Source organism: Nocardia speluncae NBRC 108251, assembly GCF_001613245.1.
Taxonomy (GTDB): Bacteria; Actinomycetota; Actinomycetes; order Mycobacteriales; family Mycobacteriaceae; genus Nocardia; species Nocardia speluncae.
On record NZ_BDBZ01000016.1, the window covers coordinates 133,450 to 155,563 of the forward strand.

The 22,114-nt window shown below is 67.8% G+C and carries 21 protein-coding genes; 15 read left to right on the forward strand and 6 right to left on the reverse strand.

The features are described from left to right. Nucleotides 1–176 precede the first annotated feature (176 nt). Nucleotides 177–578 (reverse strand): cupredoxin domain-containing protein, encoded by a 402-nt coding sequence (locus NS6_RS17135; protein WP_068042968.1) that lies wholly within the window; start codon nucleotides 576–578, stop codon nucleotides 177–179. Nucleotides 579–643: 65 nt separating this feature from the next. Here NS6_RS17135 and NS6_RS17140 point away from each other — a divergent pair, with 65 nt between their 5' ends. The 7 genes from NS6_RS17140 to tsaD all read left to right on the forward strand — a co-directional run bounded on the left by NS6_RS17140 (nucleotide 644) and on the right by tsaD (nucleotide 7,325). Next, nucleotides 644–2,086 carry an NAD(P)H-hydrate dehydratase gene (locus NS6_RS17140; RefSeq protein ID WP_068043048.1) on the forward strand — a complete coding sequence of 481 codons (1,443 nt, stop codon included), beginning with the start codon at nucleotides 644–646 and terminating at the stop codon, nucleotides 2,084–2,086. A gap of 213 nt (nucleotides 2,087–2,299) precedes the next feature. Continuing rightward, a complete protein-coding gene (alr, locus tag NS6_RS17145; RefSeq protein ID WP_068042970.1) occupies nucleotides 2,300–3,448 on the forward strand; it encodes an alanine racemase in 1,149 nt (382 codons plus the stop codon). Between the two features lie 56 nt (nucleotides 3,449–3,504). Next, nucleotides 3,505–4,524 carry an alpha/beta fold hydrolase gene (locus NS6_RS17150; RefSeq protein ID WP_084471132.1) on the forward strand — a complete coding sequence of 340 codons (1,020 nt, stop codon included), beginning with the start codon at nucleotides 3,505–3,507 and terminating at the stop codon, nucleotides 4,522–4,524. Beyond that, the gene (gene tsaE, locus NS6_RS17155) at nucleotides 4,517–5,017 is read left to right on the forward strand and encodes a tRNA (adenosine(37)-N6)-threonylcarbamoyltransferase complex ATPase subunit type 1 TsaE (RefSeq protein WP_245669391.1); all 501 of its coding nucleotides are present in this window, start codon (nucleotides 4,517–4,519) and stop codon (nucleotides 5,015–5,017) included. Before NS6_RS17150 ends, tsaE begins: the two co-directional genes overlap by 8 nt. A 51-nt stretch (nucleotides 5,018–5,068) precedes the next feature. Continuing rightward, a complete protein-coding gene (gene tsaB, locus NS6_RS17160; protein WP_068042972.1) occupies nucleotides 5,069–5,776 on the forward strand; it encodes a tRNA (adenosine(37)-N6)-threonylcarbamoyltransferase complex dimerization subunit type 1 TsaB in 708 nt (235 codons plus the stop codon). Between the two features lie 2 nt (nucleotides 5,777–5,778). Continuing rightward, nucleotides 5,779–6,291, forward strand: a complete 513-nt coding sequence (gene rimI / locus NS6_RS17165) for a ribosomal protein S18-alanine N-acetyltransferase (protein WP_068042973.1) — start codon at nucleotides 5,779–5,781, stop codon at nucleotides 6,289–6,291. Then, on the forward strand, nucleotides 6,288–7,325 hold the full coding sequence (tsaD, locus tag NS6_RS17170) for a tRNA (adenosine(37)-N6)-threonylcarbamoyltransferase complex transferase subunit TsaD (protein WP_068042975.1): 1,038 nt from the start codon (nucleotides 6,288–6,290) through the stop codon (nucleotides 7,323–7,325). Before rimI ends, tsaD begins: the two co-directional genes overlap by 4 nt. A gap of 15 nt (nucleotides 7,326–7,340) precedes the next feature. Here tsaD and NS6_RS17175 read toward each other — a convergent pair whose 3' ends face one another. Next, on the reverse strand, nucleotides 7,341–8,921 hold the full coding sequence (locus NS6_RS17175) for a DUF7159 family protein (RefSeq protein ID WP_068042977.1): 1,581 nt from the start codon (nucleotides 8,919–8,921) through the stop codon (nucleotides 7,341–7,343). Nucleotides 8,922–9,430: 509 nt separating this feature from the next. Between NS6_RS17175 and groES the strand changes: the two genes are divergently transcribed. Together groES and groL are read left to right on the forward strand one after the other, a co-directional pair. Next, the gene (gene groES, locus NS6_RS17180) at nucleotides 9,431–9,733 is read left to right on the forward strand and encodes a co-chaperone GroES (RefSeq protein ID WP_033243423.1); all 303 of its coding nucleotides are present in this window, start codon (nucleotides 9,431–9,433) and stop codon (nucleotides 9,731–9,733) included. A 105-nt stretch (nucleotides 9,734–9,838) separates the two neighbouring features. Further along, nucleotides 9,839–11,446: a chaperonin GroEL gene (gene groL, locus NS6_RS17185; protein WP_068042979.1), complete on the forward strand. Its 1,608-nt coding sequence runs from the start codon at nucleotides 9,839–9,841 to the stop codon at nucleotides 11,444–11,446. 57 nt (nucleotides 11,447–11,503) lie between these two features. Here groL and sigK read toward each other — a convergent pair whose 3' ends face one another. Then, nucleotides 11,504–12,115 carry an ECF RNA polymerase sigma factor SigK gene (sigK, locus tag NS6_RS17190; protein ID WP_084471134.1) on the reverse strand — a complete coding sequence of 204 codons (612 nt, stop codon included), beginning with the start codon at nucleotides 12,113–12,115 and terminating at the stop codon, nucleotides 11,504–11,506. A gap of 144 nt (nucleotides 12,116–12,259) precedes the next feature. Continuing rightward, nucleotides 12,260–12,553: a WhiB family transcriptional regulator gene (locus NS6_RS17195; RefSeq protein WP_033243421.1), complete on the reverse strand. Its 294-nt coding sequence runs from the start codon at nucleotides 12,551–12,553 to the stop codon at nucleotides 12,260–12,262. Between the two features lie 632 nt (nucleotides 12,554–13,185). Between NS6_RS17195 and NS6_RS17200 the strand changes: the two genes are divergently transcribed. The 3 genes from NS6_RS17200 (at nucleotide 13,186) to NS6_RS17210 (ending at nucleotide 16,079) form a co-directional block, all read left to right on the forward strand. Further along, nucleotides 13,186–14,265: a hypothetical protein gene (locus NS6_RS17200; protein ID WP_157112802.1), complete on the forward strand. Its 1,080-nt coding sequence runs from the start codon at nucleotides 13,186–13,188 to the stop codon at nucleotides 14,263–14,265. 127 nt (nucleotides 14,266–14,392) lie between these two features. Then, nucleotides 14,393–14,971 (forward strand): sigma-70 family RNA polymerase sigma factor, encoded by a 579-nt coding sequence (locus NS6_RS17205; protein ID WP_033243420.1) that lies wholly within the window; start codon nucleotides 14,393–14,395, stop codon nucleotides 14,969–14,971. Next, complete coding sequence (locus NS6_RS17210; RefSeq protein WP_068042983.1) at nucleotides 14,964–16,079, forward strand: anti-sigma-D factor RsdA; 1,116 nt, start codon at nucleotides 14,964–14,966, stop codon at nucleotides 16,077–16,079. The genes NS6_RS17205 and NS6_RS17210 overlap by 8 nt, the downstream gene beginning before the upstream one ends. 213 nt (nucleotides 16,080–16,292) lie before the next feature. On the opposite strand, the gene NS6_RS17215 is transcribed toward NS6_RS17210, so the two are convergent. Next, nucleotides 16,293–16,706, reverse strand: coding sequence for a DUF5319 domain-containing protein (locus NS6_RS17215; RefSeq protein ID WP_030522220.1), 414 nt, complete (start codon nucleotides 16,704–16,706; stop codon nucleotides 16,293–16,295). A gap of 270 nt (nucleotides 16,707–16,976) precedes the next feature. Here NS6_RS17215 and guaB point away from each other — a divergent pair, with 270 nt between their 5' ends. The 3 genes from guaB to guaA all read left to right on the forward strand — a co-directional run bounded on the left by guaB (nucleotide 16,977) and on the right by guaA (nucleotide 21,717). Next, nucleotides 16,977–18,518 carry an IMP dehydrogenase gene (gene guaB, locus NS6_RS17220; protein WP_084471135.1) on the forward strand — a complete coding sequence of 514 codons (1,542 nt, stop codon included), beginning with the start codon at nucleotides 16,977–16,979 and terminating at the stop codon, nucleotides 18,516–18,518. 283 nt (nucleotides 18,519–18,801) lie between these two features. Next, nucleotides 18,802–19,974, forward strand: a complete 1,173-nt coding sequence (locus tag NS6_RS17225; RefSeq protein WP_068042985.1) for a GuaB3 family IMP dehydrogenase-related protein — start codon at nucleotides 18,802–18,804, stop codon at nucleotides 19,972–19,974. 171 nt (nucleotides 19,975–20,145) lie between these two features. Next, a complete protein-coding gene (guaA, locus tag NS6_RS17230; protein WP_068042987.1) occupies nucleotides 20,146–21,717 on the forward strand; it encodes a glutamine-hydrolyzing GMP synthase in 1,572 nt (523 codons plus the stop codon). 93 nt (nucleotides 21,718–21,810) lie between these two features. Here guaA and NS6_RS17235 read toward each other — a convergent pair whose 3' ends face one another. Next, nucleotides 21,811–22,062, reverse strand: a complete 252-nt coding sequence (locus NS6_RS17235; RefSeq protein ID WP_210747022.1) for a hypothetical protein — start codon at nucleotides 22,060–22,062, stop codon at nucleotides 21,811–21,813. Nucleotides 22,063–22,114: the final 52 nt, after the last annotated feature.

Genomic DNA, 22,114 nt, shown 5'->3' on the forward strand with positions numbered 1-22,114 from the left:
TCGTCGGGCCGCACCGTCGAGACCATCCGGGACGCCTCGACGGGCCATAGGCGGGTGGCCTACCCGTCCGGCGCGAGCCGGGCGGGCCGTGATTTCGAGTGGGTCCCGCTTCGCGGGATCTCGCCCGAGTGCCGGCGGAGTCGAGCCCCCGCAGACCCGGTGGACAGGTGCCTGATTCAGGCTTCCTCGACGATGACTTTTCCGCGCATATCCGGGTGGATCGGGCACAAGTAGCGGTATTCGCCCGGTGAGGTGAAGGTGTAGCTCCAGTCGCCGACCTCGAACAGCGGGCTGTTCAGGCCCATGGCCTTGTCGCCGATGCCCTGGACGCCGTGCGGGATATCGCCGTCGAAATGCCAGGCCACGGTATCGCCGGCGGTGATGGTGATCTCGGCCGGTGAGAAGGCGTCGTCTTCGACGAAGATGCTGACCGTCGCCTCCGCGTTCCGATGGGATCCGGTGATCGACGTATCGGTGCGGGTGGGAGTGGATTCGTCGGACCCGCAACCGGCCAGCAGAGCCGCCACGAGAGTGAGTCCGGCGACGGCGGCCGATGCGGCACGGTGAGGTCTGGGCATGACGGCCAAGCGTAGTCTGCTGGCGTCGCCGGCTGTCGATTGCGGAGGTGTGTTCGGTGAGCGGACTGTCCAGCTATTACACGGCCGACGAGGTGCGTGCGGCGGAGGCCGAATTGTTCACCCGGGTCCCCGCGGGGGAGCCGATGCGGCGCGCCGCCTATGGGCTGGCCACGATTGTGGCGGCCGAACTGCGCTCTCGCAGTGGTGGAGTCGCGGGCCGGAAGGTGGGCCTGCTGGTGGGTTCCGGGGACAACGGCGGGGATGCGCTGTGGGCGGGGTCGATGCTGCGCCGGCGCGGCGTGGCGGTTACGGCAGTGCTGTTGAAGCCGGAACGAGCGCATGCCGCGGGACTTACGGCCCTGCGCCGGGCCGGGGGACGGATATGTACCGATCCGGCTGCGGCCCTTGTGGAATTGTCCGGCGCGGACTTGGTGGTCGACGGTATCGTCGGCATCTCCGGGCGTGGGTCGTTGCGTCCCGACGCGGCACGAATCGTTGCGGGGCTGGCTGTGCCGATGATCGCCGCCGACCTGCCGAGCGGGGTCGATCCGGATACCGGGGCGGTCGACGGGCCGGCGGTACGGGCGGCGGTCACCGTTGCGTTCGGTGCCCGGAAACCGGTGCATGCGCTGGCCGCGCCCTGGTGCGGACGAATCGAACTGGTGCCCATCGGGTTACAGCTGCCGACGCCTGATCTTGCCGCTCTGGAACCGGCGGCGGTGGGCGGGGGCTGGCCGGTGCCCGGACCGGATGACGACAAGTACACGCAGGGGGTAGTCGGGGTACACGCCGGCAGCGAAACCTATCCGGGCGCGGCTGTGCTCTGTACCGGGGCGGCGGTGGCAGCGACATCGGGGATGGTCCGCTATGCCGGCACTGCGGGCCCGGCGGTTCTCGCGCAGTACCCGGAGGTGATCGCGACCCCCGATCTCGCCGCTACCGGCCGGGTGCAGTCCTGGATATTCGGCCCCGGCTCCGGCACCGACCGCAGCGCCCGTGATCGTCTCGCCGAGATCCTGGCCACCGATCTGCCGGTGGTCGTCGACGCGGATGGTCTCACCCTGCTGGCGCAGGAACCCGAGCTGGTTCGTGGCCGCCGGGCAGCCACGGTGCTCACCCCACATGCCGGCGAGTTCACCCGGCTCACCGGCCGCGAGCCGGGGCCGGATCGGGTCGCGGCGGTGCGTGAGCTCGCCGAAACGTGGCAGGTCACCGTACTGCTGAAGGGACGGGCGACCCTGATCGCCGAACCCGGCAGACCGGTGCTGGTCAACGAGGCCGGTGGATCCTGGGCGGCAACGGCCGGGGCCGGCGATGTGCTGTCGGGTGTTATCGGCGCTCTGCTCGCCGCAGGACGGCAGCCCGGATGGGCCGCGGCCGCGGCGGCACGGGTGCACGCAACCGCCGCCGATATCGCCGCGCACCACCTGGGGTCCGGCGCCGCTCCGATTTCGGCCGGTCCCCTGCTGCGCCATCTCCCGCAAGCCATCGCGCATTTGCGAGCCTGATCACCAAGGCGATGAGGGGATGCTTCGCCGAGCTGGGTGCCGGCGCATCGTGTCGACACAAGCCGGTGCGGCTCCGACACAAGCCGGTGCGGCTCCGACACAAGCCGGTGCGGCTCCGACACAAGCCGGTGCGGCTCCGACACAAGCCGGTGCGGCTCCGACACAAGCCGGTGCGGCTGTGCAGGTGGGCATCGCACCGGACCATTCGGGTAGATGGCAGTATCGGCAGGTGTGAATGGGCAAGCGGAGACGATCGTCGATCTGGATGCCATCGCGCACAATGTGGGCGTACTGCGAGCACACGCCGGCGACGCCGCGGTGATGGTGGTGGTCAAGGCCGACGGCTACAACCACGGGGCAGTCGAGGTCGCGCGGGCGGCGCTGGCCGCGGGCGCGGCCGAGCTCGGGGTCACCACGATCGACGAGGCGGTGGCGCTGCGGGCCGCCGGGATCGACGCCCCGATCCTGTGCTGGCTCAATGTCTGTGATGCCGATTACTCCGCGGCCGTCGCCGCCGGTATCGAGATCGGTGTCTCCTCGCCGGAGCAGCTGGAAGCGGTGGCCGTGGCAGCCCGTGAACTGGGCCGCCGCGCGATCGTCACGCTGAAGGTCGATACCGGGCTCAATCGCAACGGTATCGACCCGCTCGTCTATCCGGCAGTGCTCGCCGAACTGCGGAAACTGGTCGACGAGGACATTGTCCGGTTCCGTGCCGTCTTCTCTCATCTCGCCCATGCCGACGAGCCGTACAACCCGGTGATCGATCGGCAGCGCGACCGGTTCCTGGAAGCCATCGCCACGGCGAAGGAGTATGGATTGGAACCGGAACTGGTGCATCTGGCCAACTCCGCGGCCACCCTGACCAGGCCTGATCTGGCTTTCGATATGGTCCGCCCGGGGATCGCCGTATACGGCCTGACGCCCGTTCCGGAAATCGGCGAATTCGATCTGCGACCCGCGATGACCTTCCAGGCCGAGGTGGCGCTGGTCAAAAAGGTGGCCGCCGGGGAAGGCGTTTCCTACGGCCACGAATGGATCGCGCCCGCCGACACCACGGTCGCGCTGATCCCGGCCGGCTACGCCGACGGAGTGTTCCGGACGCTCGGCAACCGGATGGAGGTGTGGGTCGCCGGCCGGCGACGGCCGAACCGGGGCCGGGTCTGTATGGACCAGCTCGTGGTGGATCTCGGCGACAACAGCGACGGGGTCGTGGAGGGCGATACCGCCATCCTGTTCGGTCCCGGCACCCGCGGGGAACCACGCGCCCAGGACTGGGCGGACCTGCTCGGTACCATCCATTACGAAGTGGTGTGCGCGCCGCGCGGCCGGGTACACCGTCGCTATCGGGGAGGAGCGCGGTGAAGCCACGTACGACACTGTTACGGGGCGGGCTGGCCACGGCCGGTGTGGTGGGCGCTATGGCCGGTGTGCACGCGCTGCGCCGGGCAGGCGCGAAAGTGCTGTGGCCGCCGGTGCGCGACGAATACCGGGACGAGAACTTCGCACTGATCGATCTCGACCGCGCCGGCGAGGTGATCGCCGACGACGGTGTATGCCTGGCCACCCGCGAATGGGGCACCGGCGATGCCGAGGCGACCGTGGTTTTCGTCCACGGCTTCTGTAACAGCATGGAGTCCTTCCATTTCCAGCGCCGGCATCTGGCGCAACGCTGGGGGTCGCGGCTGCGGCTGGTGCTGTTCGATCTCCGCGGGCACGGCCGGTCGGGCACCCCGGAAACCGATGGTTGCACGGTGAACCAGCTCGGCCGCGACCTGCTCACGGTGATCGACGCCAAGGCGCCGCGCGGGCCGCTGATCCTGGTCGGGCATTCCCTCGGCGGGATGGCGGTGCTGGCCGCCGCCGCGCATGCGGGTGATCTGTTCACCCAGCGCGTGCGGGCCGTGGCTCTGCTGTCCACTGCCGCCGCGGAGGTGACGTCCGCCGGGATCGGGCAGCTGCTGCGTAATCCGGCAATCGACGGGTTCCGGCTGGCGGTGCACACCGCGCCGGCGCTGGTGCAGGCCGGACGGGTCACCGCCCGGCACCTCATCACGCCGATCCTGCATGTGAGCTCGTTCCACGGCCCGGTGAGCCCGACCCTGTCGCGGTTCACCACCCTGATGATCGACCGGACCCCGGTGGAAACCGTGGTGAAGTTCCTGAAGGCCATCGAATTACACGACGAGGCCGCGGCGCTGCCGGTGCTGCGCGATCTTCCGGTGCTGGTACTCGGCGGTACCCGCGATCTGGTGATCCCGTTCCGCAATTCCCGTGCGCTGGCACGAGAATTGGCGGATTGCGAACTGGTCCGGCTGCCGGAATGCGCGCATATGCCGCAGCTGCAGTACCCGGACGAGACCAATGCCGCCATGGACCGGCTGCTGTTACGCGCCGGGGTGGTCGGCGAGGACGGCCTGTACGAGGCCAGCGGTGGCTGAGCATATCGACGGGCAGCCCGCCTCATACGAGCAGCGCTTCGAACGCGAACTGCCGACAGTCGCCGATACCGAGGCGCTCGGCCGCGACCTCGCGAGCGGTCTGCGCGCAGGTGATCTGGTGGTACTCGACGGGCCGCTCGGGGCCGGTAAAACCGCGCTCACCCGCGGCATCGCCGCGGGTCTGGGAGTCGGGGGCCGGGTCAGCTCACCGACCTTCGTGATCGCCCGCCGCCATCCCGCGGGCCCGCGCGCGGATGGTCCGCCGGTGGCGCTGGTGCATGTCGACGCCTACCGGCTCGGCGGCAGCCTGGACGAACTCGACGCTCTCGATCTCGATACCGAACTCGATGACGCGGTGGTCGTCGTGGAGTGGGGCAGCGGTGTGGTGGAACGGCTGACCGGCCGGCATCTATTGGTGCGGATGGCCCGCGAACCGGAATCCGAAGTGCGGTCGGCTACTTGGGAGTGGGTGGCCACCGGCCTCGGTGAATAGCCGTGCGTCACGACCGTGTGCGGTCGGTCACCCGGTATCGTGGACCAAATCATGCTTGCACTTGCTGTCGACACCGCGACGCCTGCCGTCACGGCGGGACTGGTCGAGCTGGAGCAGGCGGCGGCCGGTGCGAACAGCCCGGACACCGCCCGCCCGCGGACCCTCGCTGTCCGGACGCTCGTCGATGCCCGCGCCCACGCCGAAGCACTCACCCCGCAGATTCTGGAATGTATTTCCGAAGCGGGGATCGCCCGCACGGATATCGCAGCAGTGGTGGCCGGTATCGGTCCCGGACCGTTCACCGGGCTGCGTGTCGGAATGGCGACCGCTGCCGCGTTCGGTGATGCGCTGGGGATTCCGGTGCACGGTGTGTGCAGTCTGGACGCCCTCGCTGCCGACTGTGCCGGTGAACTCGGGCCGGACGACGAACTGCTGGTCGTCACCGACGCCCGCCGCCGCGAGGTGTACTCCGCGCGCTACCGCGACCGTGGTGCCCGTCGCATTGCCGGGCCCGAGGTCGGCAAACCCGTCGACCTGGCCGTCGCCGGCGCCACCAAGGTCGCCGGTGCCGCGGCGCATACCGCATTGTTCGATCTGCCCGTGCTGCCCGCGCAGTCCCCGTCGCCCGCCGGTCTGGTGCGGGTGGCGGCGCCCGCGTTGCTCTCGGGCGCGATTCCGGAGCCGCTGGTTCCGCTGTACCTGCGGCGACCCGACGCGGTCGAAAAGAGCTACCGCACCCTCGACCGGATGGGAGCGTGACGATGGGGATCCGGATAGAACCCATGGCACCGGCCGATATCGCAGGCTGTGTGGAATTGGAGCAGCTGCTGTTCCCGGAGGACGACCCGTGGCAGGCCGTATCGTTCCACTCCGAGCTGGCGGCCCGCTACAACCGCTACATCACCGCGCGCGACGAGTCCGGGAGGATGGTCGGCTACGCGGGAATCGCACTGCTCGGTGATGCCGAGCACCCGGAAGCCGAGGTGCACACCATCGGGGTCGATCCGGTCTGCCACCGCGCCGGTATCGGCACCATTTTGCTGGAGGCGTTGCTGGCCGAGGCCGGGCGCCGCGGCGGGCCGGTATTCCTGGAGGTGCGCACCGACAACGCGCCGGCGATCGCGTTGTACGCCAAACACGGTTTCCACATCATCGGCCTGCGCAAGAACTACTACCACCCCAGTGGGGCCGACGCGTATACGATGCGCCGGCCCGCGCTGGACGATGTTCCGGCGGGTATCGTTCCGCGTACCCCGCACGGGGTGCTGTCGTGATCGTCATGGGGATCGAGAGTTCCTGCGACGAGACCGGCGTCGGGATCGTACGGCGCCATCCGGATGGCAGCTGTGAACTTCTCGCCGACGAGGTCGCTTCGAGCGTCACCGAACATGCCCGCTTCGGCGGCGTGGTTCCCGAGATCGCGTCCCGCGCCCATCTCGAGGCCATCGTGCCGGCCATGCGCCGCGCCCTGTCCAGCGCCGGGATCGTCGCCCCCGACGCCCTCGCGGTAACTATCGGTCCTGGTCTCGCGGGCGCGCTGCTGGTGGGTGTGGCGGCTGCCAAAGCCTATGCGGCGGCCTGGGATATCCCGTTCTACGCGTTGAACCATCTCGGTGGCCACGTCGCCGTGGACACGCTCGAGCACGGCCCGATGCCGCCGTGTGTGGCGCTGCTGGTTTCCGGTGGGCATACGCATCTGCTGCATGTCGAAGATCTGTCGCGGCCGTTGATCGAATTGGGCAGTACCGTGGACGACGCCGCCGGCGAGGCTTTCGACAAGGTGGCCCGCCTGCTCGGTCTCGGCTACCCGGGCGGTCCGGCGCTCGATGCGGCCGCTGTCACCGGCGACCCGTCGGCGATCGCCTTCCCCCGCGGAATGGCCGGCCCGCGTGACGCCCGCCACGACTTCTCCTTCTCCGGCTTGAAAACCGCTGTGGCCCGGTATGTGGAAGCCCAGCACCGGCAGGGGGTCGACGCGCTGCCGATCCCTGATATCGCGGCCTCGTTCCAGGAAGCGGTCGCGGATGTGCTGACCATGAAGGCGGTCCGGGCGGCCCGGGATGTGGGCGTGGACACACTCGTGCTCGGCGGTGGCGCCACTGCGAACACCCGAATCCGTTCCATGGCCGAAGAGCGATGTGCCGCGGCGGGGTTGACGCTGCGCATACCGAAACCGCGGCTGTGCACCGATAACGGCGTGATGATCGCCGCGTTGGGTGCGCACGTCATCGGCGGTGGTGCCGCGCCGTCTCCGCTGTCGGTGGCCAGTGATCCCGGTCTGCCGGTATCGGTCAGTCAGGTGAGCTGACGGCCGCCTGACCGGCTAACCCGCGGACCCGGTACCCGGAAGCCTGGGCGCCGGTGGTGGGGGCGTGACCTGGAATGTTGTTTCGGTGCTCTGGGTGCCGTTCTCGGACGGGGTATCGGAGGTGGAGGGCGAGTCCGGAGCCGGCTGTTCCTCGGCGGGCGGTGGCGGCGGCAGGGTACCTGGGCCGAGGCCCTCCGGGAACGGGATGGGCGGCAGGTTCGGGTCCGGGCGCAGGGTGGGCGGCGAGGACGGCTGCGTGGGGGAAGTGGTGCCGGTGATCGTCGTCGGCTCGGTGGGCGAAGTCGGTTCGCCGCTGGTGGAGGGCACCGTGCCGGTGTCGGGTTCGGGGTTCACCGGCGGCTCGTATGTGGGTTCGTAGGTCGGTACGTAGGGGGTGTCGGTGTCTGCGGGTTCTTCGATCGGTTGCGGTGCCGCCTCGGTGGTGGTGGGCGCGACGGAGGTGGTCGGGGCGGCTGTGGTGGTGGGCGGCACCTGCGCGCTGCTGGTCGTTCCGGCGGGGGAGACCTCGTCGTCGGAATTGGGTGTGCCGGTGTTCACTCCGTACCCGACGATCAGCCCGACCACCACGATTGCGCCGGCGACCGTACCGAACGCCTTGAGCAGGGTGTTCCCGGACTTGTCGGGCGTGAGTGCGCCGATCGGTGTGGCGGAGCTGGCGGTATCGGCCAGCAGCGCGGCGCCCTTGGCGATGACGGCGTCCGGGTCCGGCACCGTCAGGACGGGCAGATCCAGTGTGCTGCGCAGGGTTTCCAGTACCGCCGGGATATTCGCCCCGCCGCCGATCACCACGACCGCTTCCGGTGTCCGGTCGGCCAGGCCGAAGGTCATCGAGGTGAACCGCGCCAGTTCCCGTAGCAGGCGGGCCGCGAGGAGTTCGAAATCGGTGCGGGTGAGTTTGAGTGGACGGCCGGCGATATGGTCGATGGTGACGGCTTGGGTGACCGACAGATGCTCTTTGGCGGTGCGTGCCCGATTGATCAGCACACTCCGATTGGGCCGGGTGCCGCGCCGGGCATGGTGTTGATCGACCAGATGCCGGTACAGCAGATCGTCGATCGCGCGCCCGCTGACCGTCGTGGTGCGCGCAGTGTGCAGGACCGTACCGTCGGCCGGATCGGCCACCGAGACCGTGCAGCCGGAGGCGCCGAGATCGATGACCGCGACCGTGCCATAGCGGTCCAGCAGGCCGGTATCGCGGAGGAAGGTGAGTGCGGCGGTGGTTTCCGGGACCAGTTGTGGTTCGCGGTGTTTGCCGGTGGCCATCCGGATCGCCTGGGCTTGTTCTTTACCGCGGTAGGCCACGGCGACGCCGGTGGGTGGGCGTTCGGCGACGACATCGAGACCGGATGTCCGGGGGGCGGGCACATGCGGCCCGAAAACTGCTTCGTGCTGGTGGCTCCCGGGCAGCTGGGTGGTCATCAGCTCGATCGAGGACGCGACGAGATCGCCGAGGTCGGAATGTTGCTCTGCCGAGACGACTCGGTAGTCGAACTTTCGCGCGCCGTTGGCCGCGGTGGTGACCAGTGCGGAGCACACCACCTCGTTCCCGGCGGAGATGCCGAGCGACGTACGCATATTCTGTTCACCTCCTTTCGAGCGGAACCTCGTCGTTCGCGCCGGCCGGTCCGGACATGGGGCGAGGCTGTTCGCGAGACCACCGTCGTCTGCGGGAAGCGGTGGTTTCGCGAACAACCATCACCTATGGTGCCACGATCTGTTATCCGAACGTTACAGAGTCGGAGAATCATTGGGAAGCCCTGTTTCTCTCGGGGTACCCGCCGTGGATCGCCCCAACCCGGCGACCAGCGGCCGCGTTCGCTGGCGTCTTGGTGACAGCAAGATCATTTCGCGCTGAAACGGGGCCGATCGGCGGGTTGGCACCGCCTGCTCTTGAGCGCTGGCACTCTCATGTATAGAGTGCTAGCTGGCACCGATTGTTGCCCGGTGCCAGGCTTGACTACTGAGCAGGCGGTCCCGGCACCCGCGACGACGGGGCTATGCGCAGGGTCAGCATCGTGACCGAATCGATGGTCCGGGACAACAGTTCCGGACGACCGTTATCCCCTGAAAGTGGAGGGCTCAACGTGGCGAGCGTGAACATCAAGCCGCTCGAGGACAAGATCCTCGTCCAGGCCAACGAGGCCGAGACGACGACCGCCTCCGGCCTGGTCATCCCTGATACGGCCAAGGAGAAGCCGCAGGAAGGCACCGTTGTCGCCGTCGGCCCCGGCCGGTGGGACGACGAAGGTGAAAAGCGCATCCCGCTGGATGTCGCAGAGGGCGACACCGTCATCTACAGCAAGTACGGCGGTACCGAGATCAAGTACCAGGGTGAGGAATACCTGATCCTGTCCGCGCGCGACGTGCTGGCTGTCGTCGGCAAGTAATCCGACTGCCGCGCATGCATTCCGCCCCGGTGTCGAACGCTGACCCGGGGCGGAGTGCGTTGTGCCACACAACTCGAAGCGCACCAGATACAGGAGCGAAGACATATGGCAAAGCAGATCCAGTTCGACGAGCAGGCTCGCCGGGCACTGGAGCGCGGTGTCGACAAGCTCGCCGATGCGGTCAAGGTCACTCTCGGCCCGCGTGGCCGGCATGTGGTGCTGGCCAAATCGTTCGGCGGCCCCACCGTCACCAACGACGGTGTCACCATCGCGCGTGATATCGATCTCGAGGATCCGTTCGAGAACCTCGGCGCCCAGCTGGTCAAGAGCGTCGCCACCAAGACCAACGATGTGGCCGGTGACGGCACCACCACCGCCACCGTGCTCGCCCAGGCAATGGTGCGTGGCGGTCTGAAGAACATCGCGGCGGGTGCCAATCCGATCGCCATCGGTTCCGGCCTGGCCAAGGCCGCCGATGCGGTTTCCGAGGCCCTGCTGGCCGCGGCCACTCCGGTCAACGGTGAAAAGGCCATCGCCCAGGTCGCCACCGTCTCCTCGCGGGACGCGGAGATCGGCGAGATGGTCGGCAAGGCGCTGACCACGGTCGGCAAGGACGGTGTGGTCACCGTTGAAGAGTCCTCCACCCTGCTGACCGAACTGGTGGTCACCGAGGGTGTCCAGTTCGACAAGGGTTACCTGTCGCCGTACTTCATCACCGACGGCGACAGTCAAGAAGCCGTACTGGAGGACGCGCAGATCCTCCTGCACCGCGAGAAGATCAGCTCCCTGCCGGACCTGCTGCCGCTGCTGGAGAAGATCGCCGAATCCGGTAAGCCGGTCCTGATCATCGCCGAGGACGTCGAGGGTGAGGCCCTGTCCACCCTGGTGGTGAACTCCATCCGCAAGACCCTCAAGGCCGTTGCGGTCAAGGCGCCGTTCTTCGGTGACCGCCGCAAGGCGTTCCTCGACGATCTCGCCGTCGTCACCGCCGGTACCGTGGTCAACCCCGATCTGGGCATCAACCTGCGTGAGTCGGGTCTCGAGGTACTGGGTTCGGCCCGCCGGGTGGTGGTCACCAAGGACACCACCACGGTCGTCGACGGCGCCGGCACCCAGGACGATATCGCCGCCCGCAGCGCGCAGCTGCGCCGCGAGATCGAGGCCACCGATTCCGATTGGGATCGAGAGAAGCTCGAGGAGCGGCTGGCCAAACTGGCCGGCGGTGTCGCGGTGATCCGGGTCGGCGCGGCCACCGAGACCGCGCTCAAGGAGCGCAAATACCGGGTCGAGGATGCGGTCAGCGCGGCCAAGGCGGCCGTCGAGGAGGGCATCGTGCCCGGCGGCGGTACGGCGCTCGTGCAGGCCGGTACCAAGCTCGACAGCCTGATCGCCGGTCTGTCCGGTGACGAGGCTGTCGGTGCCGAGGTGCTGCGTGGCGCGCTGCGGGCGCCGCTGTACTGGATCGCCAGCAACGCCGGCCTAGACGGTGCCGTTGTGGTGAGCAAGGTCGGCGCGGGCGAGGAAGGCTTCAATGCCGCCACTCTGACCTACGGAGACCTGCTCGCCGATGGTGTCGTGGACCCGGTCAAGGTGACCCGCTCGGCTGTTGTCAACGCCGCCTCGGTGGCGCGGATGGTGCTCACCACCGAGAGCGCAGTGGTGGACAAGCCCGCCGGAGAAGAAGACGATCACGGGCACGGTCACGCCCACTGACCCGATACCCCGGCCGGCTGCCGGCCGGGGTCGGTAGGGCCACAGAGAACGGGCCGTTCACACTCTGCGCGGAATGTGAACGGCCCGTTCTCGTATCGGCCGCCCGCTGATCGGCGGGGCGGCCGCCATACTCTTCTTCAACCGGAGCAACCCGTCTCTTATCCGGGATTTGACCGTCGGCAGGCCGATATCGAGCTGCCGCGCGACCTCCGCGTACGTCCGGCCGTCGTAATAGGCCAGCGAAATCGCCTCGCGCTGGTTATCGGTGAGGCTACGCAGGCCGACCACCACGGCTTGATGGTCGAGTTTGCGCTCGACCTCCTCGATGACCTCGTCGTAGTCGTGCCCGAGTACCCGGGCGCCGTAGGCGATTTCTCGCTGGGTGTGCGCCTGTTCGGCACGTACGCGGTCGACCGCGCGGCGATGGGCCAGCGTCAGCAGCCAGGTCACCGCCGAACCGCGGGCCGGGTCGAAACTCGCCGCGGTACGCCAGGTCTGCAGGTAGACCTCCTGCGTGGTCTCCTCGGCGAACCCCGAATCCTGTAGGACACGCAACACCAGACCGAAGACCCGTGTGCGGGTCCGATCGTAGAGTTCGGCGAAAGCCTCGGCATCCGAGTGGCCACAACGCTGTAGCAGCGCTGAGAGCTCGATACTTTCCTGTGTCATCGGTCATAACAATAACCCGAGGCTATGACCGAGACCGTATGTGGCCCCGCGGAACAGGTGGTGTCGTCATCCGTTGCGAAGGGCGCTGTCGGCTTCCGCGTGGTGCGAAACAGCCCCTGCCACGGCCGATAGGTCCTGAGCGGGCTATACCGCCATGCGGCGCCGGTTGCGGCGCGCGTGCATTTCGCGTTCTGTTTCCGACATCCCGCCCCAGATTCCGTAGGGCTCACTGACCTTCAGCGCATGTGACCGGCACTGCATGAGAACCGGGCAGGTCCGGCAGATTTCCTTGGCGCGCAGCTCGCGAGCTGCCCGGGCCCGGCCGCGCTCCCCGTCGGGATGGAAGAACACCGCCGAGTCCACACCCCGGCAGGAGCCGCGCATCTGCCAGTCCCAGATATCGGCGTTCGGTCCGGGAAGGTGGGTGGGCATGGGCATGGGTTGAACTCCTCGTAGACGTGAGCTCGTCGGCATTGTCGAGCGAGTGATGGGTCAACTTCTCGGGTGGTGCCCGGCGTCCGTGTGAACGCGCGGACCGTAGGCATCCCGGGCGATTTTTCGCCCGGCACCGTTCGTGGCGATGAGCTACGTTAGGGGTTACGGGGAAATTCCGTCAACAGTTCGGCGCGCTGATTTGTCGAATATTTTGCGACTTGAATTTAACCCACCTGCCTGTTTACTTCCGCTAATCTTCCGGCGATACTGTCTGGTTACCCCGATTTCTGTTCCTTGATCTGTCGGCCCAGGTCGACGTTTCCGCAGGTCGGGATCCACAGTCGGCATCACATGAACGGTCCGGACCGAAATATGTACCCGATCCGGGCCTGGATCCGTGCCGGAATCGCTGATCTCGGTACGATTACAGATGGCGTCCCGGCGGCTTCCGGGTTAATTAAGCGAAACGTTGTGGAATTCGATGCGTATCCGCTCATGGATTGATGGGTGGAGTTTAACCTGATCGAAACGCGGGTGATTCTAATAATGCTGAAAGATTGCTGAAACCCACGCACCGGTTCCGGCCATCCGATTCTCCGGCCGCTGATCCGGACGGGCCTCGGTACAGTGCACCGGTGTCCGCCCCGGTTCTCCCCTTCGAAATCCGTTCTCCTCGGCTCGCCGACTTCGCTTTCGGCTCACGACAGCATCGGTCCGCTGCCGAGTTGCCAGAGCCGGGCAGCGGTGCCGAAATGTGGTGGCGAGCCGTGGCGTTGGGTGGCACGGGCCACTACGCGGCCGCCCGCATCGCACTGCGGCGGCTGCGGGCGAGCACCAACGATCCGGTATTGCTCTCGCTCGCCGCGTCCACCGAGGGATCGTTTCGACGCCAACTCGGCTGGCATGCCCGGGCCGCACACGACGACGGTCACGCCGCCGCACTGGTATTGCCGCGATTGCCCGGGGCCTCCGCTCCAGAACAGCGGTGTCCGGAGCTCGTCGATCCGACCGGTCCGGCCCGCCATCGCCGGTCGGGCTTGCTCGACGGCGTGGACACCGAGGGCGTTGCGGGCGCCGGCGCCGAATATCTGCCACCGATCGATAGCGGGGCAGTGGGTTTCTACCGCGTCCCCGATCTGGTCGACGCCGCTGCCGATGCCCTGATAGGTCTCGCCGCCGATGCGCTGGGTACCGGCCGGCTCGCGCTCGCCACCCGGTTGCTGGACCGCTGCGACGGGCTGCTGGATGCCGCGCTGCCATCCGGCTCTACCGGCGCCGGAACCGTGCGGGGGCGGGCCGGTAGCGCGGGAATCGATCGCTCCCGTACGTTCGTCCGGCTGCACTGGGTACGTGCGGAAACCGCACTGGCCGGCGGCCGGGCCGACGAGGCACTGGCGGCGGCGGAGATCGCGCTGGCATGGGCCGAGCGCACCCCCTCGATTCGCCACCGGGTGAAATCGCGGCTGCTGGTCGCCGCGGCCGCCGGGGTGGCCGGCGATACCGGGCGGGCCGCCGGACTCGCCGCCCTGGTCGAGGAGCAATGCCGAGAATCGGGCCTGGTACCGCTGCGTTGGGCCTGTGCCATGTTGCGAACCGGTCTACCGGCGTCCGGCGCGGAACCGGCCGCCGAACACGCGCACGCGGCCGCCGACGCGGAGGCGTGTCGCGCGCTCATCTCCAGGCGTGGCGGGCGATTTCGCGGTAGCGGAAGGTAACTCAGGTTCTACCGTCTCGACCCACCCGTGCGGTCGTGACCTATTGTTGATCCCGTTCCGCTGGACCAGCGGAAGCACAGGTCGCCACCGGCCGTGCCACTTTGTAACGCCAGGAAATCCGCTGACGATGACGCACACGGGCGAAGAGTTGGACCGCGCCGTCGCCGCTGCCGCGCAGGGCGACAGGTCCGCTCTAGCTCAGGTACTGAAATTGGTCCGTCCGCTGGTGATGCGATATTGCCGCGCCCGGATCGGTGCCGCGGAGCGTGGACAACTCTCCGCGGACGATGTCGCGCAGGAGGTCTGTCTAGCGGTTATGACCGCCCTACCCAGGTATCAGGACCAGGGTCGGCCGTTCATGGCCTTCGTATACGGAATCGCTTCGCACAAGGTTGCCGACGCCCATCGCAACGCCTCCCGTAACAAGGCGGAGGCGATGGCCGAAGTACCAGATGTCATATCCACCGACCACGGACCGGAGCAGCGAGCTCTCGAATCGGAAACGAGCCGGCAGATGAACACTCTGCTGGCGACGTTGCCGGAGAAGCATCGGGAGATCCTGATCCTGCGACTGGTGATGGGTTTGTCAGCGGAGGAAACCGCGACCGCCGTGGGCAGTACGGCGGGAGCGATACGGGTCGCCCAGCACAGGGCGCTCGCAAAACTGAAGGCACAAGTGGCGAGGGCAGGTGAAATATATGGCTAGGGATGGCGGGCGCGGTCGGGGCGACAAGTGGGCGCGGCGCGTATCGCGGAACACCGATCCCTACGCCGAGGGCTCCGGTGCCGGGTCCGAACCGGTCGATATCAGCGCGGTCCGTCGTGATGACGAACTGATCGACGCTATCGTCCGGGGCGGGCCCATACCCACCGAGAGCACCGAGGAACTCCAGCTGGCGACATTGCTGGCGGATTGGCGGGCCGAGATCGTGGCTCCGCCGCTACCGGACGCGCCCGATCTCGATACGGTCGTCGCGGCGGTCAACCAGGAAATCGGTGCCCGGCAGGCGCGGATCAGTGCGCAATCCGGCGGGCGGCTTCGGTTGCTCCGCCCGATAGCCACCACAGCGGCCGCGCTGGCTCTGGTGTTCGGTGGGCTTTCGGTGTTCTCGTATCAGGCCGAACCCGGTGATGCGCTGTGGCGCGTCAAAGAGGTGGTGTTCAGCGAACAGGCACAGAGCACCGTCGTGCAGTACGCCGACGACAATCTGGCCGCCGCACAGGAGCTGCTCGACGAAGGTAAGCCGGACCAGGCCAAGGACCGCCTGGAACAGGCCTCGGTCAATGCCACCCAGGTGGACGATCCGGTGAAACGCAACGAGCTCGCCGCTCGCTGGCGTGAGCTGGTCGGACAGGTCGGCAAGGTCGCACCGGATATCGCGGCACAGCTCGAGGAGGAGGCTCCCGCCCCGGATCCGGAGGCCCCGGTGAATCCGGCCCCGCCCGGGGATACTTCCGAGCGTCCCGGTCCGACGGTGACCACCACGTCCCGGCCGGGTCAGCAGCTTCCGATGGAGGCCCCCGGACCGGGCGGCGACCGGCCGACGGGGCCGGATGTCACCGCCCCGGTTCTGCCGTCCCCGGACCGGCCGGCACCCGATACGGAGGCCCCGGATATCGCACCGGACGACACCACCGCCCCGGTGACTCCTGGCCCGACCACGCCGGACGGGCCGGGAGTCGATTCGGTGGAGCCGACCACTCAGGTCCCGCCGTCCACGATCAGCTCACCCGGTCCGGTCGAACCGTCGGTTCCGCCGACCGGAGCTTCGCCGGTTCCGACAACCGTCGTTCCCGGCGGGTCCACCAACTGAGAGATGGCACGCGGCCGGGCCGATTCGGTCGAGTGAGCGAATGTCTGTCACCGTGTGGCCGTCCACCTCGAGGTGGACGGCCACACGGCGCGTATGGCGTGGTGCGATCGGTGTAGTACGAATCTGGTGCGGATATGCGAAAACGATCGGCCGCCGTATGGCGGTCGATCATGCCGGATCATCCCGGCGGCTCCGACTCGGCAGTCGAAGGATTCAGCTGTCGAAAGCGTCGAACCCGTCGCCGTGGAACGCCTCGTTCATCGAGGCATCGGCGTAGCCGCGACAGTAATCCCAGGTGACATAGGCTTCCGGAGTCGGATCATAGGCAGGCTCATGCGGCCGGACCGTGCCGTCGACCAGGAGTTGTAACAAATTGGCGCGCAGCATATCCCAGTCGTGATAATGATCCTGCCGACAATCCTCGCAGCTCACCACCAACCCGCGGATACCGCGGTGGGCCAGTAGCGCCTCGTAGACTGCGAGATCGGCGAGATCCTCTTCGACCGCAAGGCGCTCATGAGGATCCAGCGGCTCCCCCGGCTCGATGGCATCGAGCGCGGCGGACGGGTCGGCGGGATCTCCGGCGAACGGATCCGGCGGCAAGCCAGGTGGTAGGTGGTCACGCACATCCCCACGGTACGCAGAACAGGGTGGTCTGCGCCAGCCGTCCGCGCCGTCAGTTTCGCCGCTACCGTTCGATCGGCCGGCGTCGGCCCTCAGTTGATCCCGGATCGAACCGGACCGATACCATGGTGTCAAGCGTTGACGAGCACTAGTTCACCCGGCACCGCCGCCGGAATAAACGATCCGGCGCCGCACGTTTGTTCCCAGTTACAGTTTGCTATCGGGCCGCCATATCTCGATAGCTCAGCCGACGTCCAGGAGGGGTCGATCCGAATGAGTAATCCCGTACCGGGCGAGCGCACGATTGTCCGGCCTGCTACGGGTGGTGACGATCCGAACAAGATCGCCATGCTCGGCCTGACCTTCGATGATGTGCTGCTGCTGCCCGCCGCGTCGGATCTCATCCCGAGTTCGGTGGAAACGTCCAGTCAGCTGACCAGGGAGGTCCGGTTGCGGACGCCACTGGTCAGTTCCGCGATGGATACGGTCACCGAAGCCCGGATGGCGATCGCCATGGCCCGTGCCGGCGGTATGGGTGTACTGCACCGCAATCTTTCGGTGGCCGATCAGGCGAGCCAAGTGGAGACCGTCAAACGGTCCGAGGCCGGTATGGTCACCGACCCGGTGACCTGCCGCCCCACCGATACGCTGGCCGAGGTCGACGCCATGTGCGCCCGATTCCGGATTTCCGGCCTGCCGGCGGTCGACGAAACGGGCGCGCTGGTCGGCATCATCACCAATCGCGATATGCGTTTCGAGGTCGATCAGAACCGGCGCGTGGCCGATGTGATGACGCCTGCGCCGCTGATCACCGCCCAGGAGGGTGTCACTGCGGAGGCCGCGCTCGGGCTGCTGCGCCGCCACAAGGTGGAAAAGCTGCCCATCGTCGACGGTGAGGGTCGCCTGCGTGGCCTGATCACCGTCAAGGACTTCGTGAAAACCGATCAGTACCCCGACGCCACCAAAGACCGGGACGGCCGGCTGCTGGTCGGCGCCGCGGTGGGCGTCGGCGACGATGCCTGGTCGCGGGCCATGACCCTGGCCGATGCCGGCGCAGATGTGCTCATCGTCGATACCGCGCACGGGCATCAGCGCCAAGTTCTCAGCATGGTCAGCAAGGTCAAGGCCGAAGTGGGTGACCGTATCCAGGTCATCGGCGGCAATATCGCCACCCGAGCCGGTGCCGCGGCGCTGGTCGAGGCCGGCGCCGATGCAGTGAAGGTGGGTGTCGGGCCGGGTTCCATCTGCACCACCCGGGTGGTTGCCGGTGTCGGTGCCCCGCAGATCACTGCGATCCTGGAGTCCGTGGCGGTCTGTGCGCCCGCGGGTGTGCCGGTGATCGCCGACGGCGGAATCCAGTTCTCCGGCGATATCGCCAAGGCCATCGCCGCCGGCGCATCCACGGTGATGCTGGGCTCGGTGCTGGCGGGTACCGCGGAATCGCCCGGTGAGCTGATCCTGGTGGGCGGTAAACAGTTCAAGAGCTACCGCGGCATGGGGTCGCTGGGTGCCATGCAGGGCCGCGGCCAGGCGAAGTCCTTCTCCAAGGACCGCTACTTCCAGGACGACGTGCTGGCCGAGGACAAACTCGTCCCCGAAGGTATCGAGGGCCGGGTGCCGTTCCGGGGCCCGGTGAACCAGGTGATCCACCAGTTGGTCGGCGGCCTCCGTGCGGCCATGGGCTACACCGGCGCACAGAGCATCACCGGTCTGCAGGAAGCCCAGTTCGTCCAGATCACCGCGGCGGGACTCAAGGAGAGCCATCCGCACGACATCACGATGACCGTGGAGGCCCCGAACTACACCGGGCGGTAACAACCCCGGTGTGAGCGGCTGCGGTCCCGTGCCAGGTCACGGTCTCGCGCGCTCCGGGGCTCTGCGGACTCCGTGCCAGGGTGGGGTATCGTTCGGTCCGGGTCGGACGATGGATGTTCGCTGGGCGCAGATGCACAGCCCCACCGTGCAACCGCAAACCTGCCGGCCGAACGCACCCAGCGGTGGTGCCGAGTCTTACGAGGCCCTTGGAGGTTTCGGCCCGCAACGTCAAGGGGGCCGAAACCCCGCGCGCGCCAGCGCGCCGAAAAAACAGGAGCTATTTGTGCGGGATATGGTCGAGATCGGGATGGGTCGGACGGCTCGCCGGACCTACGAGCTGGACGATGTCGATATCGTTCCCTCGCGTCGGACCCGTTCGGCGAGCCAGGTGTCGCTGGCGTGGCAACTGGACGCCTACCGGTTCGACATCCCCTTCCTCACCCATCCGACCGATGCACTGGTCTCCCCGGAATTCGCCATCGAGATCGGGCGCCGTGGTGGGCTGGGCGTGATCAACGGTGAGGGGTTGTGGGCCCGTCACGCGGATGTCTCCGCCAAGATCGACCAACTGCTCGAGCTCGCCGACAAGGGCAGCTACCAGCGGGCGATCGCCTTCCTGCAGGAACTGCACGCCGCACCCATGCAGCCTGATCTGCTGGCCGCGGCGGTGGGTCAGGTGCGGGCCGGTGGGGTCACCGTCGCGGTGCGGGTGAGCCCGCAGAACGCGCGGGCTCTCACCCCCGGCCTGGTGCAGGCCGGGATCGATCTGCTGGTGGTGCAGGGCACTATCATTTCGGCCGAACACGTGGGCGACGGTGAACCGCTGAACCTCAAGACTTTCATCGCCGAGCTGGACGTGCCGGTCGTCGCCGGCGGTGTCAGTGATCACCGCACCGCGCTCCATTTGATGCGGACCGGTGCCGCCGGGGTGATCGTGGGTTACGGTTCGCAGCCGGGCGCGACCACCACCGGCGAAGTTCTCGGTATCGGTGTACCGATGGCGACCGCGATCGCCGACGCAGCCGCGGCCCGCCGCGACTACCTCGACGAAACGGGCGGCCGCTACGTGCATGTGATCGCCGACGGCGATATCAACACCTCGGGCCAGCTCGCCAAGGCCATTGCCTGCGGCGCGGACGCGGCCATGCTGGGCGCCCCGCTCGCGATCGCCGCCGAAGCGCCCGGCCGCGGCTGGTACTGGCCGTCGGCCGCCGCGCATCCCTCGGTGCCGCGGGGTGCGCTGCTTTCGCTGGACGAGCCGTGGGATCTCGCCGAAGAACTGCTCGGTCAGGCCCCTCCGGCCCCGGTGCGCCCCAGCCTGGAACAGCTGCTGACCGGCCCCTCCGACGATCCGTTCGGCTCCTTGAACCTCGTCGGCGGGCTGCGCCGCTCGATGGCCAAGGCCGGGTACTCCGACCTCAAGGAATTCCAGAAGGTCGGTCTCAGCGTCCGGTAGTTTTCGGCCCGCCGGTGCGCGCGGAGTCCCGATCCTCGGGCCGCATCGGAGGCACACCCCTGCGGATGCGCTGGGGCTCGTCTCGTTCTGGAGCGGGAGAGTGGAGAACGAGACCACGGGGCCCCAACCCCGCGCCGCCCGAGGCAGCGCCGGACCAATAGACTCACGCGGGTGACACACTCGCAGAGGCCCGTTCTTGTTGTCGACTTCGGTGCGCAGTACGCGCAGTTGATTGCCCGCCGGGTCCGGGAGGCGAATGTCTACTCGGAGGTCGTCTCGCATACCGCCACCGTGGCGGAGATCGCCGAGAAGAAACCGCTGGCGGTGATCCTGTCCGGTGGTCCGGCCAGCGTGTACACCGAAGGTGCGCCGGCCCTCGACCCGCGGCTCTTCGAGCTGGATATCCCGGTTTTCGGTATCTGTTACGGGTTCCAGGCGATGGCGCAGGCGCTGGGCGGCACCGTGACGAATACGGGCACCCGCGAATACGGCCGCACCGAAATCGATATCGACGGCGGGTTGCTGCACGAGGGGCTGCCGGATTTGCAGCCGGTGTGGATGAGCCACGGGGACGCGGTCACCGACGCCCCGGAGGGGTTCGAGGTCACCGGGACGACGGTGGGTGCGCCGGTCGCGGCGTTCGAGAACCGGTCCCGCCGGCTGGCCGGTGTGCAGTACCACCCCGAGGTGCTGCACTCGCCGCACGGGCAGCAGGTGCTGAGCCGGTTTCTGCACGAAATGGCGGGGATCAAACCGGACTGGACGCCGGCCAATATCGCCGACGCGATGGTCGAGCGGGTGCGCGAGCAGATCGGGGACGGGCATGCGATCTGCGCGCTGTCCGGCGGTGTGGACAGCGCGGTGGCGGGCGCCCTGGTGCAGCGAGCTATCGGCGACAGGCTGACCTGTGTTTTCGTCGACCATGGGCTGCTGCGGGCCGGTGAGCGCGAACAAGTGCAGCGGGATTTCGTGGCCGCTACCGGGGCTCGGTTGGTCACCGTGGACGCGGTCGAGAAGTTCCTCGGCGAATTGAAGGGCGTCACCGACCCCGAGGAGAAGCGCAAGATCATCGGCCGCGAGTTCATCCGGTCGTTCGAGGACGCTGTCGGCGAGGTCGTGGGTGAGCAGACCGCGGGGCAGGAACTACCGGCGGTCGAGTACCTGGTGCAGGGCACGCTGTACCCGGACGTGGTGGAATCCGGTGGCGGCAGCGGAACCGCGAACATCAAATCGCATCACAACGTCGGTGGATTGCCCGACGATCTGGAATTCCAACTGGTCGAACCGTTGCGGCTGCTGTTCAAGGACGAGGTCCGGGCCGTCGGCCGGGAGCTCGGATTGCCCGAGGAAATCGTGGCTCGGCAGCCCTTCCCTGGTCCGGGCCTGGCGATCCGGATCATCGGCGAAGTCACCGAGGACCGATTGCGGACACTGCGGCAGGCCGATGCCATCGCCCGCGAGGAACTCACAGCGGCCGGGCTGGACGGGCAGATCTGGCAGTGCCCGGTGGTGTTGCTCGCGGATGTGCGCAGTGTCGGCGTCCAGGGCGACGGCCGTACCTACGGTCATCCGATCGTGCTGCGCCCGGTGTCCAGTGAGGACGCGATGACCGCGGACTGGACTCGGTTGCCCTACGAGGTACTGGAACGGATCTCGACCCGGATCACCAACGAGGTGAGCGAAGTCAACCGCGTGGTACTGGATGTGACGAGCAAACCGCCGGGCACCATCGAGTGGGAGTGAGCAGACAGCAGAACGCCCGGCCCCTTCGATGCGGGGCCGGGCGTTGTGCTCGGTACGGCGCCGTTCGACGAGAACCGGCGTCGGCGGGCCGGGTTACCGGCGCATCCTCGGCGAGATGACCAGTACCACTCCCATCACGATCGCGGCCGCGACGACGATCCAGCCGATCGGGATCATGGAGGTGATGCTCCACTGGTCCGGGCCGGCCAGGGCCCAGATGCTCACCAGCAGTGCCAGCAGGCCGGTGACGAACAAACCGGCGGAGAAGCCCCCGCGGTGATCGCGTCCGGCCGGTCCGCCGTCGCCGGCTGTTTCCACGTGCGGTTTCGTTTCCCGATCAGCCACGACGCACCTCCGCTTCACCCATCCGGACCTGCACGTTCAAATCCAGCACCGG

Coding starts and splice junctions, on each gene's coding strand:
- NS6_RS17135 (WP_068042968.1), bottom strand. CDS start 578: ATGCCCAGACCTCACCGTGCCGCATCGGCCGCCGTCGCCGGACTCACT.
- alr (WP_068042970.1), top strand. CDS start 2,300: ATGGCAGTATCGGCAGGTGTGAATGGGCAAGCGGAGACGATCGTCGAT.
- NS6_RS17150 (WP_084471132.1), top strand. CDS start 3,505: ATGGCCGGTGTGCACGCGCTGCGCCGGGCAGGCGCGAAAGTGCTGTGG.
- tsaB (WP_068042972.1), top strand. CDS start 5,069: ATGCTTGCACTTGCTGTCGACACCGCGACGCCTGCCGTCACGGCGGGA.
- rimI (WP_068042973.1), top strand. CDS start 5,779: ATGGGGATCCGGATAGAACCCATGGCACCGGCCGATATCGCAGGCTGT.
- NS6_RS17175 (WP_068042977.1), bottom strand. CDS start 8,921: ATGCGTACGTCGCTCGGCATCTCCGCCGGGAACGAGGTGGTGTGCTCC.
- groL (WP_068042979.1), top strand. CDS start 9,839: ATGGCAAAGCAGATCCAGTTCGACGAGCAGGCTCGCCGGGCACTGGAG.
- sigK (WP_084471134.1), bottom strand. CDS start 12,115: ATGACACAGGAAAGTATCGAGCTCTCAGCGCTGCTACAGCGTTGTGGC.
- NS6_RS17195 (WP_033243421.1), bottom strand. CDS start 12,553: ATGCCCATGCCCACCCACCTTCCCGGACCGAACGCCGATATCTGGGAC.
- NS6_RS17205 (WP_033243420.1), top strand. CDS start 14,393: ATGACGCACACGGGCGAAGAGTTGGACCGCGCCGTCGCCGCTGCCGCG.
- NS6_RS17210 (WP_068042983.1), top strand. CDS start 14,964: ATGGCTAGGGATGGCGGGCGCGGTCGGGGCGACAAGTGGGCGCGGCGC.
- guaB (WP_084471135.1), top strand. CDS start 16,977: ATGAGTAATCCCGTACCGGGCGAGCGCACGATTGTCCGGCCTGCTACG.